The 19,075-nt window shown below is 73.1% G+C and carries 6 protein-coding genes and 1 pseudogene; 1 reads left to right on the top strand and 6 read right to left on the bottom strand.

Annotation, left to right across the window (positions count from 1 at the left end; translation table 11 throughout):
• Positions 1-360: 360 nt before the first annotated feature.
• Positions 361-2,628 (top strand): M4 family metallopeptidase, encoded by a 2,268-nt coding sequence (locus ACWDX7_RS12050; protein ID WP_451491214.1) that lies wholly within the window; start codon positions 361-363, stop codon positions 2,626-2,628.
• Between the two features lie 138 nt (positions 2,629-2,766).
• Here the strand turns inward: ACWDX7_RS12050 and ACWDX7_RS12045 are convergent, their stop codons facing one another.
• From ACWDX7_RS12045 to ACWDX7_RS12020, 6 genes and pseudogenes are all read right to left on the bottom strand, one after another.
• Positions 2,767-3,015 (bottom strand): hypothetical protein, encoded by a 249-nt coding sequence (locus ACWDX7_RS12045; protein WP_451491215.1) that lies wholly within the window; start codon positions 3,013-3,015, stop codon positions 2,767-2,769.
• Positions 3,016-3,044: 29 nt separating this feature from the next.
• Entirely contained in the window at positions 3,045-3,596 is a 552-nt protein-coding gene (locus ACWDX7_RS12040) for an NADPH-dependent FMN reductase (protein ID WP_451491216.1), read from the bottom strand.
• Positions 3,593-4,648 carry a MupA/Atu3671 family FMN-dependent luciferase-like monooxygenase gene (locus tag ACWDX7_RS12035; RefSeq protein WP_451491217.1) on the bottom strand — a complete coding sequence of 352 codons (1,056 nt, stop codon included), beginning with the start codon at positions 4,646-4,648 and terminating at the stop codon, positions 3,593-3,595. Before ACWDX7_RS12035 ends, ACWDX7_RS12040 begins: the two co-directional genes overlap by 4 nt.
• Before the next feature lie 101 nt (positions 4,649-4,749).
• Positions 4,750-6,234 (bottom strand): DHA2 family efflux MFS transporter permease subunit, encoded by a 1,485-nt coding sequence (locus ACWDX7_RS12030; protein WP_451491218.1) that lies wholly within the window; start codon positions 6,232-6,234, stop codon positions 4,750-4,752.
• Positions 6,235-6,650: 416 nt separating this feature from the next.
• Positions 6,651-6,857: an MbtH family protein gene (locus ACWDX7_RS12025; protein ID WP_451491219.1), complete on the bottom strand. Its 207-nt coding sequence runs from the start codon at positions 6,855-6,857 to the stop codon at positions 6,651-6,653.
• A gap of 71 nt (positions 6,858-6,928) precedes the next feature.
• Positions 6,929-18,997, bottom strand: a pseudogene (locus ACWDX7_RS12020) (amino acid adenylation domain-containing protein); the annotation flags it as partial.
• Between the last annotated feature and the right edge of the window lie 78 nt (positions 18,998-19,075).

The following is a 19,075-nucleotide window of genomic DNA, read 5'->3' as shown; positions in this document are numbered from 1 at the left end:
ATGACAGCGGCGCCGGCCCTTGGCTTCCCCAGGCCTCGGACATCCGGCGCACCGGGAAACAGTACGACAAACGCCAGTACGGCAGATGCCGTTCGACTGAACGCGGCCTGTTGTTGCCCAAGCGTTAGCAACCGGTACCAATCGTTCCGAATTCCGGCCGCTCCTTTCGCACACACAGGTGGATGTTCCGGATACCGGACGCGTCACTACGGACAACGGACTGTTTCCGGCCAACCTTTTGACGCGGTCCTGACATCCCGCCCCGCAACTGCCAGTCTTCGACCGTTCATCGCACTGCCCCCTGATCTGCCCGGAGACCTCACCCAGTCGTCCGGAACCCCCTTGCAGAAGGAGTCTGCGTTGAGTCCCACCCCCCACAGACGTGCCACTGCGGCCGGCGCGCTCATAGCCGCGGCAGCCATGCTGGCCGTCGGCATACAGACCGGCACCGCGACCGCCGACGCCACCGCGTCGCAGGCCCGCACGGCCGCCCAGCCCAACCCGGGCGCGGCCAACGTGAACCTCAGCGCATCGGAGCGTGCGACGCTCCTCGCCGAGGCCGACTCGACCACCGCACAGGCGGCCAAGGCGCTCGGTCTCGGCAGCGGTGAGAAGCTCGTCGTCCGCGATGTGGTCAAGGACGCGGACGGCACCACGCACACCTCGTACGAGCGGACCTACGACGGTCTGCCCGTCCTCGGCGGCGACCTCACGGTCCACGCCAAGGACGGTGTGACCAAGAGCGTCACCAAGGCGACGCACCACGAGATCAAGGTGGCGGACACCACCCCCTCGGTCGCCCCGTCGGCCGCCGAGAGCCAGGCCGTCTCCGCCGCCAACGCCGAGGGATCCAAGGAGGCCAAGGCCTCCAAGTCCGCCCGCAAGGTGATCTGGGCGGCGGAAGGCGCTCCCGTCCTCGCGTACGAGACCGTCGTCGGCGGCCTCCAGCACGACGGGACGCCCAACGAGCTGCACGTGGTGACCGACGCCAAGACCGGCGCCAAGATCACCGAGTGGCAGGCCGTCGAGACCGGCACCGGCAACACCCAGTACAGCGGCCAGGTGACCCTCGGCACCACCCAGTCGGGCAGCACCTGGAACCTGACCGACGCCGCCCGCGGCGCGCACAAGACCTACAACCTCAACCGGGGTACCTCCGGTACCGGCACGCTGTTCTCCGGCCCGGACGACACCTGGGGCAACGGCCTGCCGGCCAACCTGGAGACGGCCGGCGCCGACGCCCACTACGGCGCGGCCCTCACCTGGGACTACTACAAGAACGTGCACGGCCGCAACGGCCTGCGCAACGACGGCGTGGCCCCGTACACCCGGGTCCACTACGGCAACAACTACGTGAACGCCTTCTGGCAGGACTCCTGCTTCTGCATGACCTACGGCGACGGTGACGGCAACGCGAAGCCGCTGACCTCCATCGACGTGGCCGCGCACGAGATGACCCACGGCCTGACCTCGGTCACCGGCAACATGACCTACTCCGGCGAGCCCGGCGGCCTGAACGAGGCGACCTCCGACATCTTCGCGGCGGCCGTGGAGTTCCACGCCAACAACGCGCAGGACGTCGGCGACTACCTGGTCGGCGAGAAGATCGACATCCGGGGCAACGGCACCCCGCTGCGCTACATGGACAAGCCGAGCAGGGACGGCTCCTCCAAGGACGCGTGGTACTCCGGCATCGGCTCCATCGACGTCCACTACTCCTCGGGCCCGGCCAACCACTGGTACTACCTGGCCTCCGAGGGCTCGGGCGCCAAGGTCGTCAACGGGGTGAGCTACGACTCGCCGACCTCGGACGGCCAGCCGGTCACCGCGATCGGCCGCGACGCCGCCTCGAAGATCTGGTTCCGCGCGCTGACGGCGGGCTACTTCAAGTCGAACACCAACTACGCGGCCGCCCGTACGGCCACCCTGCAGGCCGCCGCCGACCTGTACGGCGCGGGCTCGACCACCTACAACAACACGGCGAACGCCTGGGCCGCCGTCAACGTCGGCCCCCGTGTCGTGAGCGGTGTCACGGTCACCAACCCCGGTAACCAGACCACCGTCACGGGCAGCGCGGTCAGCCTGCAGATCCAGGCCAGCAGCACCAACGCCGGTGCGCTGAGCTACGCGGCGACCGGCCTGCCGGCCGGGCTGTCGATCAACGCCTCCACCGGCCTGATCTCCGGCACCGCCACCACCGCCGGCACGTCCAACGTGACCGTCACGGTGACGGACTCCGCGAGCAAGACCGCCACGGCGTCGTTCACCTGGACCGTCGGCACCTCGCAGCCGAGCGTCTTCGAGAACACCACGGACTACCAGATCGCGGACAACTCCACCGTGGAGTCCCCGATCTCCGTATCGCGCACCGGCAACGCGTCGAGCGCCCTGAAGGTGGACGTGAACATCGTCCACACCTACGTCGGTGACCTCAAGGTCGACCTGGTCGCCCCCGACGGCAGCGTCTACAACCTGCGCAACCGCACCGGCGGAAGCGCGGACAACATCGTCCAGTCCTTCACCGTGAACGCTTCGTCCGAGGTGGCCCAGGGCGTCTGGAAGCTCCGGGTCGCCGACCTCGCCAGTGCCGACACGGGCTACATCAACAGCTGGAAGCTCACCTTCTGACCGCGGGTGAGTGACCACTGACCAACCACGGGGCCGCCCGGGAGGAGATCTCCCCGGGCGGCCCTGTTCCATGGGCGCCCTCCCGGACCGGGCCGGCCGGTCGGGTCGGTCGGGTCGCGGCGGTCGGGTCGCGGCGGTTCAGCCGGCGGGGACGAAGACCACGGAGTAGGTGCGGACGACCGTGGCCCGACCGGGTGCCACCGCGTCCATCGGGTGCCCGACGCAGCCCTCCGTCGCGTACAGCAGGGCGACGCCGCTGGTCTCGTTGACGAGCTCGGTGGCCGGAGTGCCGTCGAGACCGGGAAGGTCGATGCAGACGTGGTCGTTCGGGCCTTCGCCCGAGGGCTCCGCCGCGCCGGTGCGGGCCCGGCCGCGGAGCACGGTCACGGGGCGGCCGCGGGGGCGCGGGCACGGGATCAGCGCACGGCCGGCCCCAGCGTCGAGGCGAACCGGGCGAGCTCGGCCACGGCCTGGTCGATCCGGGCGGTGAGCACTTCCCGCGCGGCGGGGTCGGCGAAGTCGCCGCGCTGCGCCACCAGGTGGGTGGGCACGGCCCAACCGCCGAGCGCGCGGACCACCGTCCGCAGGTGGTCGCAGGCGCCCGAGGCGTTGTGCAGGCTGGTCGCGGTGGCCGCGACCAGGACCGGACGATCGGCGAACGCGGTGTCCGGCAGGTGGTCCAGGAGGTTCTTGAGCACCCCGGAGAGGCTGCCGTGCTGGACCGGAGTGGCCAGCACCACCGCGTCGGCGGCGGCCACCTCCTTGCGCAGCCGGGCCACCGCCGGGTCCCGCAGCAGTTCGCCGGTGCGGTAGCGGTCCGGGTCGAGGGCGGGCAGGGCCAGCAGCGAGCCGTCGAGTTCGCCGGCCGTCAGCGTCCCGGTCAGTGCGGACCGTTCGGCGATCAGGCCGGTGAGCGTGTGGCAGCTGGACGTGCCGGCGATGCTGCCGGTGACCAGCAGGAGGTTCACGAATCCGCCCCGCGGGCCGCCCAGGCCTCCTTGAGGAGGTTCAGGTGCTCCAGGGCGGCCAGTACCTGGTCGGGGTCGACTCCGAAGTCGATCAGACAGGCCACCTCGTCGATGCCGAGCGCGTCGAGGCGCTCCAGCGTGCGCAGGCCGTCCTCGACCGTGCCGAACAGGCCGCCGGTGTCGAAGTAGCGGTCAAAGGAGCGCTCCACCAGGAAGGCGAGGTCGTCCTCGTCGAGTTCCTCCGGGTTGACCCCGGGCAGGATGTCCCCGGCGGCCTTCATGATCAGGCCGATCGAGCTGCGGATGTAGTCGCTGAACGGCCGGCGGACGGTCTCACGGACGGCGTCCCGGTCGGTGCCGAGGAAGGTGTGCAGCATCAGTGCCACCTGTCCGGCGGCTCCCCCCGCCTCCGGGGGCAGGGCGGCCCGGTAGGCGGCGATCTTCTTGCCGAGGTCTTCCACGTCCTGGCCGAGCAAGTGGGTGAGCAGGCCGAGGCCCAGCTCGCCGGCCTGCCGGAAGGTGTCGGGGCTGCCCGCGCTGGTGAGCCAGACCGGCAGTTCAGACTGGACGGGCGCGGGGTAGCTGCGGACGGCCACCGGGGTGCCGTCGCCGTTCGGCAGGGTGACCTCCTCCTGGCGCCACAGACGCCGCACCGTGTCGATGGTCTCGGTCAGCACCTCCTTGCGCCCGGCGTAGTTCTCCGGGCGCAGCACGAAGTCATCGGCGTGCCAGCCGGAGGCGAAGGAGAGGCCCACCCGGCCCTCGGACAGGTTGTCGACCACCGACCACTCCTCGGCGACCCGAACGGGGTGGTGCAGCGGGCCGACCACGCTGCCGGCCCGGATGCCGACTCGCTCGGTGACGGCGGCGAGCGCCGCACCGGTGACCGCCGGGTTGGGGTACTGGCCGCCGAACTCGTGGAAGTGCCGCTCGGGCGTCCAGACGGCGCTGAAGCCGTGGGTGTCGGCGAACCGCGCGCCCTCAAGCAGCAGCCGGTACTGCTCGCGCCCCCGGCCCTGGCCGTCCGCGAAGTAGAAAAGACTGAAGTGCACTGCCTTGCCCCCCTGTGGCGAAGGTGGATCCGGACCGGGCGAGAGCCGGCGGCCCGACGGAGCCCAGGCTCCGGTGAGACGGGATTAGATGTGACGCTCGGTCAGGCCTTGCCGCTGGCGGCCGGCTCCGGCGCCGCGTCGTCGGTACTGTCGGCTCCCTCGCCGGCCGTGGGCCGCGAGCGCCGCACCAGCAGGGTGGCCACCGCCGCGGCCACCAGGACGGCGGCCGGCAGCAGGAAGGTGGTGCGAATGGCACTGGTGGTGTCGTCTTGGACGAGCCGGACCTGCAGGAGTGCACCGACCATGGCGCTGCCGAGCAGGCTGCCGCACAGGCGGGTGGTGTTGAACAGGCCGGACGCGGCCCCGGACATGGCCGGCTCGATCTTCTCGAAGGCGACCACGCCCGCCGGGGCGAAGGCCACACCCATGCCGAGGCCGACGAAGACCAGGCCGGGCAGCAGCGCCGTCCAGCTGGAGTCGGCGCGGGTCAGCGCCGCCAGCAGCCCGAGCCCGGCGGCGAACAGGGACAGCCCCACGACCATCACGTACTTGCCCCCGAATCGGTCGCAGAGCGAGCCGGAGTACGGTGCGATGAAGATCGATACGAGCGGAGCGACGGCGATGAGCAGGCCGGCCTGGAAGGCGCTGAAGTCCTGCACCTCTTGGAGGTAGAGAGGGGTGAGCAGGAGCATGCCGCCGAGGCCGCACGGGAGCGCGCCGACGACCACGGCCATCACGGTGAAGTTGCGGTCGCGCAGGATGGCGAACGGCACCAGCGGGTCGCGGTCCTGCCGGCCCCGCTCGACCAGCAGGAACACCGCGAGTACGGCCACGCCGATGAGCATCAGCAGCGGCACGCTCAGCGGGCCCCACAGGCTGCCCCAATGGTGGGACTCGCCCTCCATCAAGCCGTACACCACGCAGAACATGGCGAGGGTGAGCAGGACGGAGCCGAGGACGTCGATCCGGGGCTTGCTGTTCGGCGCCAGGGCCGGGATGAAGGCCAGCACCAGGATCACGCTGATCACCCCGACCGGGATGTTGATGTAGAAGATGCCCCGCCAGCCGATCCAGGAGACGAGGAAGCCGCCGAGGGTGGGACCGGCGGCGGCGATGATGCCCGCGAAGGAACCCCAGACGCCCATCGCGGCGCCACGCTGGCCGGCCGGGAAGATCATGGTGATGATGGCCATCGCCTGCGGGGTCTGCAGCGCGGCGCCGACGCCCTGCAGGACGCGTGCGGCGATCAGCTGGCCGGGCGTCTGGGCCATGCCGCAGGCCGCCGACGCGACGACGAACACGGCCAGGCCGATGAGGAACAACTTGCGCGTGCCGTACAGGTCGCCCAGCCGACCGCCGGTGACCAGCAGCACCGCGTAGGAGAGCAGGTAGGCGTTGATCACCCAGAGCACCTGGTCGACCCCGGCGCCCAGCCCCTCGCCCAGCGCGGGCACCGCGACGTTCACCGCAGTGGTGTCCAGCAGGACGACCGACTGGGTGAAGCAGATGGCGAACATCGCCAGCCACGGGTTCCGCTGGCGGTCCGGTACGCCGGGACGGCCCGTGTCCGCGTCGGTGGTGCTCATCGGCCCGCCTGGCTTCGCTCGCTCATGGTTTTCTCCGAAGGGTGTAAGACGGCCCGGGAGGGCCGGGTGTGGCTGATGGACTCTTGCCGTGCGCGGCTTCCGAGGAGTGGCCGCCCGGCTCTCCCGGGTGGTCCTTGGGCCGACGGCGGGTCGGGCCGAACGGGGAGGGGAACGTGGCACGGCGACAACGCTCGATCGTGCCCGGCGCGGGGCCGTTCCCGCGTGCGGAGTTCGTCTTGGCCGCCGGCGGCCTGCGGGCGCGCGCCGGCGGCGGCCCTCTCGCCTCCGCCCAACTGGTCGCGCGGACGGTATGGCTTCGTCATGGGACCTCCTCGGTGCCCTGGCCCTTCGGTGGCCGTGCCGTTCAGCCGGCGGGCGGGCCCGTCCGGTGGCGCACCCTGCCCGTCGTGCGCTGGTCAGGCGTGGTCGGCCAGGCTGCGCGGGCGCAGGTCCGTCCAGTTGGCTTCGATGTGGTCGAGGGCGGCCTGGCGGCTGTCGGGGCCGAACGCGGTGTCCCAGCCGGCCGGGACCGCCACGGTGGTCGGCCAGAGGGAGTGCTGGCCCTCTTCGTTGACCAGGACCAGGTAGCTGCCATCGGGGTTCTCGAACGGATTGATGCTCATGGAGCGTTCCTTTCGGTGGAGCGGGGCGGAGCCGGGCCGGCCCCGGTCGGCCGGCCCGGCGGTTTGCGGGGTCAGTCGGTCGCGGGGCGGCGGAGCTCGGCGGCGAGCACCGAGCCGATCTGACCGATCGGCTGCGGACGGGTCATCGCGCCGTGCTCGCAGTCCACCGGGTGGTCACGGACCGTCCCGGTAACGTGCGCCGCCCAGTCACCGGCGGTCGGGTCGTCAGGCGTCTTGTCCGCCGTCGCGGTGAAGAACAGCAGGTCGCCGTCGAATCGGCGGGGCGTGAACTCCCCGACCAGTCGGACGTTCCGCTCGAACCCGCGGGCCAGGTCCGTCAGCTGTTCCGAGGTCGCCCCGGCGAGCGGGCTCTGCTGCTTCCTGAGCAGGTCCAGCGCAAGCTCTGACGTGAGCGCCTCAACTTCGCCAGTCTGCACCGGGTGGCCGAGCGAGTCAAGAAGATCCGCGAGCGCCTGCTGATCACCTGTCAGGCGGTCTTCGGACCGCTCGGCGGGGTAGCTGTCGAGCAGTGCGAGCAGCGCGACCTCCTCACCCCGCTCGCGCAGCCGGACCGCGATCTCGTGCGCCACCATGCCGCCGAACGACCAGCCGAGCAGGTGGTACGGGCCCTCGGGCTGCACCTCGCGGATCAACGTGAGGTAGTCCTCAGCCATCTCCGCGAGCGTCGCGGGCGAGGCCTCGGGTTCGGTCAGCGTGCGGGCCTGGAGGCCGTACAGCGGGCGCTGAGGCTCCAGTTCACGCAGCAGACCGGAATACACCCAGGCGATGCCGGCCGCCGGGTGGACGGCGAACAGTGGCGGCAGGGTCCCCTCGGCGCGCAGCGGCAGCAGGGTGGCGAAGTCGTCCGACCAGACCGGCGCCGCCCCCTCGGCGCCGGCCAGCCGCTCCGCCAGCCGGGCCACCGTCGGCGCCTCGAACAGGGCACGGATACCCAGCTCGACCCCGGTGGTTTCGCGCAGCCGAGCGGTCAGGCGGGCGGCGAGCAGCGAGTGGCCGCCGAGGTCGAAGAAGCCGTCGTCGATCCCGACCTCGGGGAGGCCGAGCACGTCCGAGAAGGCGGCGCACAGCTCCTTCTCCAGCGCGGTGCGCGGGGCCCGGCCGGCCACGGCGGTGGCGAAGTCGGGCTCGGGCAGCGCCTTGCGGTCCGTCTTGCCGCTGGGCGTCAGCGGCAGCGCGTCGAGGACCACGACGACGGTCGGCACCATGTAGTCGGGCAGCGCGCCGGCCAGGAAGGCGCGCACCTCGGCCGGGTCGAGCCCGGCGTCAGCGGCCGGGACGGCGTAACCGACCAGCCGCTTCACTCCGCCGGCGCCCTCGCTGACCACCACGGCGCCCGCGGCCACGCCGGGGTGGCGGGCCAGCACGGTCTCGATCTCGCCCAGTTCGATCCGGAAGCCGCGCACCTTGACCTGGTGGTCGACCCGGCCGAGGAACTCCAGGTTGCCGTCCGGCCGGCGGCGCACCAGGTCGCCCGTGCGGTACATCCGGCTGCCGGGCGGGCCGTACGGGTCGGCGACGAAGCATTCGGCGGTCATGGCGGGCCGCTGCCAGTACCCGCGTGCCAGGCCGGAGCCGGCTATGTAGAGCTCGCCGGGCACGCCGGCCGGGACGGGCCGAAGGCCGGCGTCCAGGACGTGGGTGCGGGCGTTCCAGACGGGCCGGCCGATCGGCGGGGCCTGCGGGGCGGGGCTGAGCGGGTCGCTCATGGTCGCGACCACGGTGGTCTCGGTGGGGCCGTACACCTGCATCACGGTGCGGCCCGGAGACCAACGCTCGACCATGTCGGCGGGCAGGGCCTCGCCACCGACCACGAAGCCGCGCAGGGTGGGCAGATCGCCGTCCGGGAGCGACGCGAGCATCGGGGCGACCAGGTCCGTGTGGGTGACGCCGTACCGGATGATCAGGTCGTACAGCTCCTGGCCGACGGCCTGCTGGTCCGGTCCCGGCACCACCAGGGCGGCGCCGGAGGAGAGGGTCATCACGATGTCGGCCATCGACACGTCGAAGCTGATCGATACGACCAGCAGGAAGCGGCTGCCGGGGCCGAGGCCGAGCCGGTCGACGTGGGTGCCGGCCACCGAGGCGATACCCCGGTGGGAGACCACCACACCCTTGGGGCGGCCGGTGGAGCCGGAGGTGTAGATGACGTAGGCGGGCCGGTCGAGGGTGAGCGCCGCGGTGCGGTCCGCGTCGGTCGGGTCGGTGGCCGGGTACGTCCCGTCCTCGTCCCGGTCGAGCACGATCACCGGACGGTCGCCGGCGGGCAGCCGGCCGGCGACGGCTTGCGTGGTGAGCACCAGGGCGGGGTCGCCGTCGGCCAGCATGTACTCGATGCGGTCGGCCGGGTAGCCGGGGTCTATCGGCAGGTATGCGGCGCCGGCCTTGGACACGCCGAGCAGCGCCACGACCATCTCGACCGACCGGGGCACGGCGAGCGCGACGAACTGCTCGGGCCCGATGCCGAGGGCGACCAGGCGGTGCGCGAGCCGGTTGGCCCGCTCGTTGAGCTCGCGGTAGGAGACCGTGGCGTCGCCGAACACCACCGCGTCCCCGTCGGGTGTGCGGGCCGCCTGGGCCTCGAACAGCTCCGGCAGGGTCGCCGCCGGGACCTCGCGGGCGGTGTCGTTCCAGCCGTGCAGCAGCTCGCGCTCCTCCGCGCCGAGGATCTCCAGCTCGCCGATGCGGCGGCCGGGGTCGGCCACCACGCTTTCGAGCAGCCGCAGCAGGTGACCGGCGAAGCGTTCGACGGTGCTGTGGTCGAACAGGTCGGCGCTGTACTCGACGACGCCCTCGATGCCGGCGGGCAGACCGTCCGCGCCCCGCCGCTCGACCAGGTCGAGCGCCAGGTCGAACTTGGCCAACCCGAGCGGGACGATCTCGGCGCGGCCGGTCAGCCCCGGCAGGTCGAGCTCGGCGTTCAGGCTCTCCTGGAAGGCCAGCATCACCTGGAACAACGGGTGGCGCGCCAGCGACCGGGCCGGGTTGACCAGCTCGACCAGCCGCTCGAACGGCAGGTCCGGGTGGGCGTACGCGGCGAGGTCGTGGGTGCGGACCCGGTCCAGCAGCTCGGTGAAGGCCGGGTTGCCGGAGGTGTCGGTGCGCAGCACCAAGGTGTTGACGAAGAAGCCGACCAGCTCGTCCAGCGCATCGTCGGTGCGGGCGGCGATCGGGCTGCCGATCGGGATGTCCTCGCCTGCGCCGAGCCGGGTGAGCAAGGTGGCCAGCGCGGTCTGCAGCAGCATGAACACGGTGGAGCCGTTCGCCCGCGCCACCTCCTGGACCCGGCGGTGGAGTTCGGCGTCGATGCGCAGCGGGACGGTCCCGCCACGGTAGTTGGCGACGGCCGGGCGCGGCCGGTCGGTGGGCAGGTCCAGCTGGTCGGGCAGTCCGGCCAGCGCGGTGCGCCAGAAACCGAGCTGCTGGGAGAGCTGGCTCCGCTCGTCCGCCTCCTCGCCGAGCACCTCGCGCTGCCACAGCGTGTAGTCGCCGTACTGGACCGGCAGTTCCTCCCACTGCGGGGACGAGCCCGCGGTGCGGGCGGTGTAGGCGCGGGACAGGTCGCGGGTGAGCGGGGTGGTGGACGGGCCGTCGGCGGCGATGTGGTGCAGCACCAGCAGCAGCACGTGCTGCTGCTCACCCAGTTCGAACAGGTGGGCGCGGAGCGGGATCTCGGTGGTCAGGTCGAAGCCGCCGCAGGCCGCGGTGTGCAGCTCCTCGGCCAGGGTCTCGCGGTTCGCCGCCTGCTCGTGCAGCCGCAGGCGGGCCTGTTCCGGGGTGAGGAGCAGTTGGTACGGCTCGCCGTCGAAGTCCGGGAACAGGGTGCGCAGTGCCTGGTGGCGCTCGGTCACATCGTTCAGCGCCTCGGTGAGCGCGGTGCGGTCGAGCGGGCCGTCGAGGTGCAGCGCCAGGGGGATGTTGTACAGCGGCGAGCCGCCCTCGAAGCGGTTGAGGAACCAGAGCCGGCCCTGCTGGTAGGAGAGCGGCAGCCCCTCCGGACGCTCGTGGCGGCGCAGCGGGGGGCGGGCCCCGGAGGCGCCCGCCAGCCGCTCGGTGAGGCCGGCCACGGTGGGCGACTCGAACAGGTGGCGGATCTTCAGTTCGGCGTCGAACAGCGCACGGATGCGGCTGATCAGCCGGATGGCGAGCAGGGAGTGGCCGCCCAGGGCGAAGAAGCTCTCCTCCAGCGGCACCGACGGCAGGCCGAGCACCTCGGCGAACAGGCCGGCGACCAGCTCCTCCTGGGCGGTGCGCGCGGCGCGCCCGGTCTGTGCGCCCGGCTGCTCCTCGTGGGCGGGGACGGGCAGTGCCTTGCGGTCGAGCTTGCCGTTGGGCGTGAGCGGCAGCCGGTCGAGCACCACCACCGCGCCGGGGACCATGTAGTCGGGCAGTTCGGTGGCGGCGTACCGGCGCAGCTCGGCCGGGTCGGGGCCGGCTGCGTCCGGGGAGCCGTCCGTGACGGGCACCACGTACCCGACGAGCCGCTTGTCGCCCGGCCGGTCCTCACGGACGAGTACGGCTGCCTGCGCCACCCCCGGGTGGGCGGCGAGCACTGACTCGATCTCGCCGAGCTCGATCCGGAAGCCGCGCAGCTTGACCTGGTGGTCGACTCGGCCGAGGTATTCGAGGTTGCCGTCGGCGGCCCAGCGGGCCAGATCGCCGGTGCGGTACATCCGGCTGCCGGGCGGCCCGTACGGGTCGGCGGTGAACCGCTCGGCGGTCAGGCCGGGGCGGCCGAGGTAGCCGCGGGCCAGGCCCTCGCCGGCGATGTACAGCTCGCCGGGGACGCCGGGGGCGGTGAGGGCGAGGTTGCGGTCCAGGATGCGGATCTGGGTGTTGTCGATGGGCCGGCCGATGACGGGCGCGCCGGGGCGGTCGTCCAGCAGCGCCGAGGTGGACCAGATGGTCGTCTCGGTGGGACCGTACATGTTGCGGACACCGGCGGACAGTTCGCGCAGCCGGGCGGCCAGGGCGGGCGGCAGGGCCTCACCGCCGACCAGGACCCGCACCCCGGCGAGCGCCTGCGGGTGGGAGGCGGTCAGCGCCTGCCAGAGCGAGGGGGTGGCCTGGACGACGCGGACGTGCTCGGCCTCGATGAGGGCGGCGAGGGCGGCCGGGTCCTGGACGGTCTCCTTGGCGGCGACCACCAGGGCGGCTCCGGAGAGCAGCGGCAGGTACATCTCCAGCGCGGCGATGTCGAAGGCGATGGTGGTGACGCCGAGCAGCCGGTCGTCGGCGGTCATCGGGACCTGCTCGCCCATGGCGGCGAGGAAGTTGACGAGCGCGGAGCGAGGCACCACGACGCCCTTGGGGCGGCCGGTGGAACCGGAGGTGTAGATGACGTACGCCGGGGTGGCCGCGTCCACGGTGATGCCGGGGCTGGTCGCGGGCTGGCCGGCGAGCCGGTCCTCCTGGTCGAGCAGCAGCCGGGGTACGGCGCCGTCGGTGGGGGTGTCGGCGGTGGTGACCAGCAGGGCGGGGGCCGCGTCCTGGAGCATGTAGGCGATCCGCTCGGCCGGGTAGTCCGGGTCCAGAGGCAGGTAGCCGGCGCCGGTCTTGAGGACCGCCAGCAGAGCGGTCACCAGGTCGGCGGTGCGCGGCAGGGCGAGGGCGACGTACTGCTCGGGCCGCACGCCCTCGGCGATCAGCAGGTGGGCGAGCCGGTTGGCGCGCTCGTCGAGTTCACGGTAGCTGAGCCGCTCGGTGCCGGCGACGACCGCGAGGGCGTCCGGAGTGGCCCGGACGACGGCCTCGAACCGCTCCACCAGGCCCTGCGCCGGCAGGGCGCGGGCGGTGTCGTTCCAGCCGTACAGCAGCTGCTGCCGCTCGTCGTCGGCGAGGACGTCGAGCCCGCCGAGCCGCCGGCCGGGGTCGGCGACGACGGCCCGCAGCAGCCGGCGCAGCCGGCTGAGCAGCAGTTCGACGCTCGGCCGGTCGTAAAGGTCACGGCTGTACTCGGCGACGCCGGTGATACCGCCGCCGGGCCGCTCCTGGCAGTACAGCGAGAGGTCGAACTTGGCCGCGTCCAGCGCGACCTCGACCGGCTCGGCGGTGAGGCCTGCCAGTTCGTGGTCGGCCGCGGGCGTGTTCTGCAGGGCCAGGAACACCTGGAACAGCGGGTGGCGGGCCAGCGAACGGGCCGGGTTCAGCGCCTCGACCAGCCGCTCGAACGGCACGTCCTGGTTGCCGTAGGCGGCGAGGTCGGTGTCGCGGACCCGCCGGATCAGCTCGGTGAAGGCCGGGTCGCCGGAGGTGTCGGTGCGGAGCACCAGGTTGTTGATGAAGAGGCCGACCAGGTCGTCCAGGGCCTCGTCGGTGCGGCCGGCGACGGGGCTGCCGATGGGGAGGTCGGTGCCGGCGCCGAGCCGGGTGAGCAGGGTGGCCAGGGCGGCCTGCAGCACCATGAAGAGGGTGGCCTGCTGGGAGCGGGCGAGCGCCAGCAGCTCGCGGTGCAGCTCCGCGTCCAGCTCGAACGGGACGCTCTCGCCGCGGTAGCTCGCCCGGGCCGGCCGGGGCCGGTCGGTGGGCAGTTCGAGCTGGTCCGGCAGCCCGTCCAAGGCCTGGCGCCAGTAGTCGAGCTGGCGGGCGTACGGGCTGTCCTCGTGGTCCTCGGAGCCGAGCGCATCGCGCTGCCAGAGCGCGAAGTCGGCGTACTGGACCGGCAGTTCGTCCCACAGCGGGGCACTGCCGCCAGCCCGGGCGGCGTACGCGCGGGCCAGGTCGCGGCGCAGCGGCGCGATCGACCAGCCGTCGGAGGCGATGTGGTGCAGCACCAGCAGCAGCACGTGCTCCTGCTCACCCAGTTCGAACAGGTGGGCGCGGAGGGGAGTTTCGTCGGCGAGGTCGAACGGGCGGGCTGACTCGCCGGCCAGCGCGGCGGCGAGGCCGGCCGCGGCTACAGGGGTGACCGGCAGTTGGGGCGCGGCATGGGCCAGCACCAACTGGTACGGCTCACCGGCTTCGGCCGGGAAGAGGGTGCGCAGCGCCTCGTGCCGCGCGGTGAGGTCGGCCAGCGCCGCGGTGAGCGCCGCCCGGTCCAGCGGGCCGCGCAGGCGCAGCGCGAGCGGGATGTGGCTCGCCGCCGGGTTCTCGTCCATCCGGCTGAGGAACCAGAGCCGCTGCTGCCCGTACGACAGCGGCGGGCGCTCCGGCCGCGGGCGCGGGGTGAGCGCGGCGCGGGCCGTGGCGGCGCCGTCGAGCCGCGGCGCCAGGGCCTCGGGAGTGGGCGCGTCGAACAGCGCGCGGACGCCGAGCTCCACGCCGAAGGTGGTGCGGATCCGGCTGACCAGCCGGGTGGCGAGCAGCGAGTGGCCGCCGAGCGCGAAGAAGTCGTCCTCGACGCCGACCCGGTCGACGCCGAGCACCTCGGCGAACAGGTCGCAGAGCAGTTCCTCGGGCAGGCCGCGGGCGGCGCGGCCGGTACCGGCGCCGGCCTCGGCGGCGGGCACGGGCAGCGCCTTGCGGTCGAGCTTGCCGTTCGGGTTGAGCGGGAATGCCTCCAGCGCCACGACGGCGGACGGCACCATGTGCGCGGGCAGCCGCTCCGCCAGGGCGTGCCGGACCTCGGAGGGTTCGGCGTCGCCGATCACGTAGCCGACCAGGCGGCGGTCGCCGGGGCGGTCCTCGCGGACCACCGCGACGGCCTGGTCGACCCCGTCGACTCCCGTCAACGCGGCTTCGACCTCGCCGAGTTCGATCCGGAAGCCGCGGATCTTCACCTGGTGGTCGAGCCGGCCGAGGTACTCGATCCGGCCGTCGGCCGACCAGCGGGTGAGGTCGCCGGTGCGGTACATGCGGGTGCCGGGCGGCCCGTACGGGTCGGCGACGAAGCGCTCGGCGGTCAGCCCGGGGCGGCCGAGGTAGCCGCGGGCAACGCCGTCACCGGCGATGTACAGCTCGCCGGCGACCCCGGCCGGTACCGGTCGCAGCGCGGCGTCCAGCACGTACACCCGGGTACGGCGCAGCGGCCGGCCGATGGGCGGGGCACTGTCCATCCGGCCGCTGGTGTACCAGGCGGTGGCGTAGACGGTGGCCTCGGTGGGGCCGTAGATGTTGGCCAGCCGGTCGGCGCCGAGGGCTGCCTTGATGTCGTTGCCGGCCTGGGCGGGCAGGCCCTCACCGGCGAGGACGACGGTGCCGGCGGTGGCGTCCAGGTCGCCCTGGGCCACCAGCTGGGCGAGCGCCGAGGGCACGCCGCTGACCAGGGTGGCGGAGCGGCCCCCGCGGTCGGCGAGCGCCAGCAGGTCGTCCAGCACCTCGACCGTGCCGCCGCAGAGCAGCGGCCCGAACAGCTCGAACACCGAGACGTCGAAGTTGAGCGACGTGGTGAGCAGCACGTGCGCCAGAGGCTCCTGGCCGAACTCCTCGTGGGCCCAGGCGGCCAGGTTGGCCACCGAGGCGTGCTGGACCACCACGCCCTTGGGACGGCCGGTGGAACCGGAGGTGTAGATGGCGTACGCCGGGTGCTCGGGCCGCAGCTCCACCACCGGGTCGTGGGCGGGACGGTCGGCGGCGAGGGCGGAGTCGTCGAGCAGCAGGCGGGGCACGCCGGAGTCGGGCAGGTCGATCCCGTCCGTGGTGAGCACGAGGGCGGGCCCGGCGTCACGGAGCAGGTAGTCGATGCGGTCGGCCGGGTACTTGGGGTCGACGGGCAGGTAGCCGGCGCCGGCCTTGAGGACGGCCAGCAGCGCCACCACGGCCCGCTCGTCGCGCGGCAGGGCGAGTGCCACGAACTGCTCGGGTCCGACGCCGCGGCCGATCAGCTCGTGGGCGAGCCGGTTGGCCCGCGCGTTGAGCTCGGCGTAGGTCAGCTCCCGGCCTGCGGCCAGCACGGCGACGTGGTCGGGGGTGGCTGCCACCTGGGCCTGGAAGAGCGCGGGCAGTGTCTGGTGGACCACTGGCGCGTCGGTGTCGTTCCAGGTCTCCAGCATCTGGTGGCGCTCGGCCGCGGAGAGCACCGAGACCTCGCCGGCCGACTGCTCGGGGTCCTCGGCCAGGGCGGTCAGCAGGCGCACCAGACGCTCGCCGAGCCGGACCGTCTCCATCTGGCTGAAGGCATGGGTCTGGTGGCTCAGCCGCAGCCGCAGCCGCTCGCCGGGATGGATGAGCAGCGCCAGCGGGTAGTGGACGGCGTAGCGGCTGTCCACCGCGGCGCCGGTGCGGTCGCCGGGGAAGCTCTCGAAGACCGTCAGGGTGTCGAACAGCTCACCGAGCCCGGCCGACTGCTGGATCTCGCCCAGCCCGGTGTACTGGTGCGCGGCCATTGCGGCCTGCTGCTCCTGGATGCCGGCCAGCAGGCTGGACAGCGTCCGGTCGGGTGCGATGCGGACCCGGACCGGCACGGTGTTGATGAACAGTCCCACCATGCTTTCGATGCCCGGCAGTTCGGGTGCCCGGCCCGAGACCGTGGCGCCGAACACCACGTCGTCGCGGCCGGTGAGCCTGGCCAGCAGCAGCGCCCAGGCGCCCTGCACGGCGGTGTTGAGGGTCAGTGCGCGTGCGCGCAGCACACCGTCGAGCCGGGCGGTGAGCTCGGCGGACAGCTCAACCCAGTGGTCGCGGGGCAGTTCGTCGGCGACGCGCGCGCCACCGCCGGCCGCCGCCGGGGCGAGCAGGGTGGGCTCTTCCAGCCCGTCGAGCAGGCCGCGCCAGGCCTCCCGCGAGGCCGCATGGTCCTGACCGGAAAGCAGGGCGAGGTAGTCACGGTACGGAGTGACCGGGCTCGGCTCGACTCCGGCCAGCAGCGCGGACAGCTCGTCCATCAGCAGCGGCAGCGACCAGCCGTCGACCAGGATGTGGTGGAAGGTCAGGGCGGCCCGCCGGCCGCGCGGGCCGAGGTCGGCCACGGCGAGGCGCACCAGCGGCGGCGCGGAGAGGTCGAAGCCGCGCTTGCGCTCGGCGTCGAACAGCTCGGCGGCCTTCTGCGACGCGTTCGTGCCGACGTACTGGACGACGGTGAACTCCGGTTCGCCTCCGGCCGGGACGAACTGGACGGGCTGCGCCTGGTCGTCGTGGGCGAATCCGGCCCGGAGGTTCGGGTGGCGGTCGAGCAGCCGGCCGACCGCGGTCCGCAGCTCTTCGGGCTCGGCGTCCAGCTCGAACACCAGCTGTACCGAGTAGACGTCCAGCCCGCCTTCGGAGTACTCGGCGTGGAACAGCAGGCCCTGCTGGAGCGGGGCGAGCGGCCAGAACTCCTCGGCGTCGGGGTGGACGGCTCGCAGTCGGGCGAGCCGGGTGGCGGTCGGCTCGGGCAGGGCGGGCAGCGCGAGGGCGGCCTCCTCGGCCGGCTCCCCGGCGATCTCGGCGAGGGCGGCGACGGTGCGGTGGGTGAAGACGTCGTGCTGGGTGAGCGTCAGCCCCGCCCGGCGGGCCCGGCTGACCAGCTGGATGGAGCGGATGGAGTCGCCGCCGAGGTCGAAGAAGCTGTCCTCGACGGAGATCTCCGGCAGGTCGAGCAGCTCGGCGACCAGGTCGTGCAGCACCCCCTCGGTGGGCGTCCGCGGGGCGGTCCGCTCGCCGGCCGGAGCGGGGCCGGGCGCCGGCAGCGCCTTGCGGTCGAGCTTGCCGTTGGGGGTCAGCGGGAAGGCGTCGAGCAGCACGAACGCGGTCGGGACCATGTACTCGGGCAGCTCCGCGGCCGCGGCCTCGCGCACCGCCGGCACGTCGATCCCGCCGCCCGGCGCCGGCACCAGGTAGGCCACCAGTCGCTTGCTGCCGGGCCGGTCCTCCCTGGCCAGGACGGCGCAGGCGCCGACGCCGGGCTGGGCGTCCAGCACGGCCTCGATCTCACCCAGTTCGATCCGCAGGCCGCGGATCTTCACCTGGTGGTCGGCGCGGCCCGCGTAGACCACCACGCCGTCCTCACGCCACCGGGCGAGGTCGCCCGTGCGGTACATGCGCGCGCCGGGCGGCCCGTACGGGTCGGCGACGAACCGCTCGGCGGTCAAGCCGGGGCGTCCCAGGTATCCGCGGGCCAACTGGACGCCCGACAGGTACAGCTCGGCCGTCTCGCCGACCGCGGCCGGCCGCAGCTCGGCATCGAGCACGCGCACCTGGGTGTTCCAGACCGGACGGCCGATCGGAACGGACGGCTCGCCCGGCTCGGGAACGCACTCCCAGGAGGTGACGTCGACGGACGCCTCGGTCGGCCCGTACAGGTTGTGGAGCGGCACGCCGGGCAGCACCGCCCGGAAGCGGGCGGCGAGTTCGACCGGCAGGGCCTCGCCGCTGGCGATCACCCGGCGCAGGCCGGCGCAGCCGGCGGCGGCCGGCTCGTCGACGAACGCCTGGAGCATCGACGGCACGAAGTGCACGGTGGTGATGCGCTGGTCACGGATCAGCTCCGCCAGGTACGCGGGGTCGCGGTGCCCCTCGGGGCGGGCGACCACCAGCACGGCGCCGGTGATCAGCGGCCAGAAGAACTCCCAGACCGAGACGTCGAAGCCGGACGGGGTCTTCTGCAGCACGCGGTCGCCGTCGGTCAGGCCGTACTGCGCCTGCATCCAGTGCAGGCGGTTGACGATGCCCTCGTGCGGGACGACGACGCCCTTGGGGCGGCCCGTCGAGCCGGATGTGTAGATGACGTATGCGGCGTCGGCCGGCCGCGGGGCGAGCACGGCGGCCGGCTCGTGGCCCGCGGCGTCGGCATCGGCATCGGCATCGGCATCGGGGAGGCGGTCGAGGACCAGGGTGGGGACGGCCTCCCCCGCCGGGTGGCCGACCGTGCTGTGGCTGAGCAGCAGCACGGGCGCGGCGTCTTCGAGCAGGTAGGCGATCCGGTCGGCGGGGTAGTCCGGGTCGACGGGCAGGTACGCGGCGCCGGTCCGGAGCACCGCCAGCAGGCCGACCACCAGCTCGACCGAGCGCGGCACGGTGAGCGCGACGAGCCGGTCCGGGCCGGCCCCGTACCGCCGCAGCCGCTGCGCCAGCTGCTCCGCTCTGGCGTCCAGTTCCGCGTAGCTGAGCTCGACGTCCTCGAAGACCAGCGCGGTCCGGTCCGGGGTGCGGGCCGCCTGAGCGGCTAGCAGTCCGGTCAGGGTCTGCGACGTGCCCGGCAGCTCGTGCGCGGTGTCGTTCCAGTCTGCCGGGACGTTCCGGCGCCCGTCCGTGTGCTGCCCAGTCATGTCTTCCCCTCGAAAGTGGCATCGTGCTCGGTGACGCGTCGTGCTCGGTGACGCGTCGGCGTGTGCGACGCGTCGGTG

The sequence above is a fragment of the Streptomyces sp. NPDC003034 genome (assembly GCF_053591375.1).
This window is presented reverse-complemented; position numbering and strand designations above follow the sequence as displayed.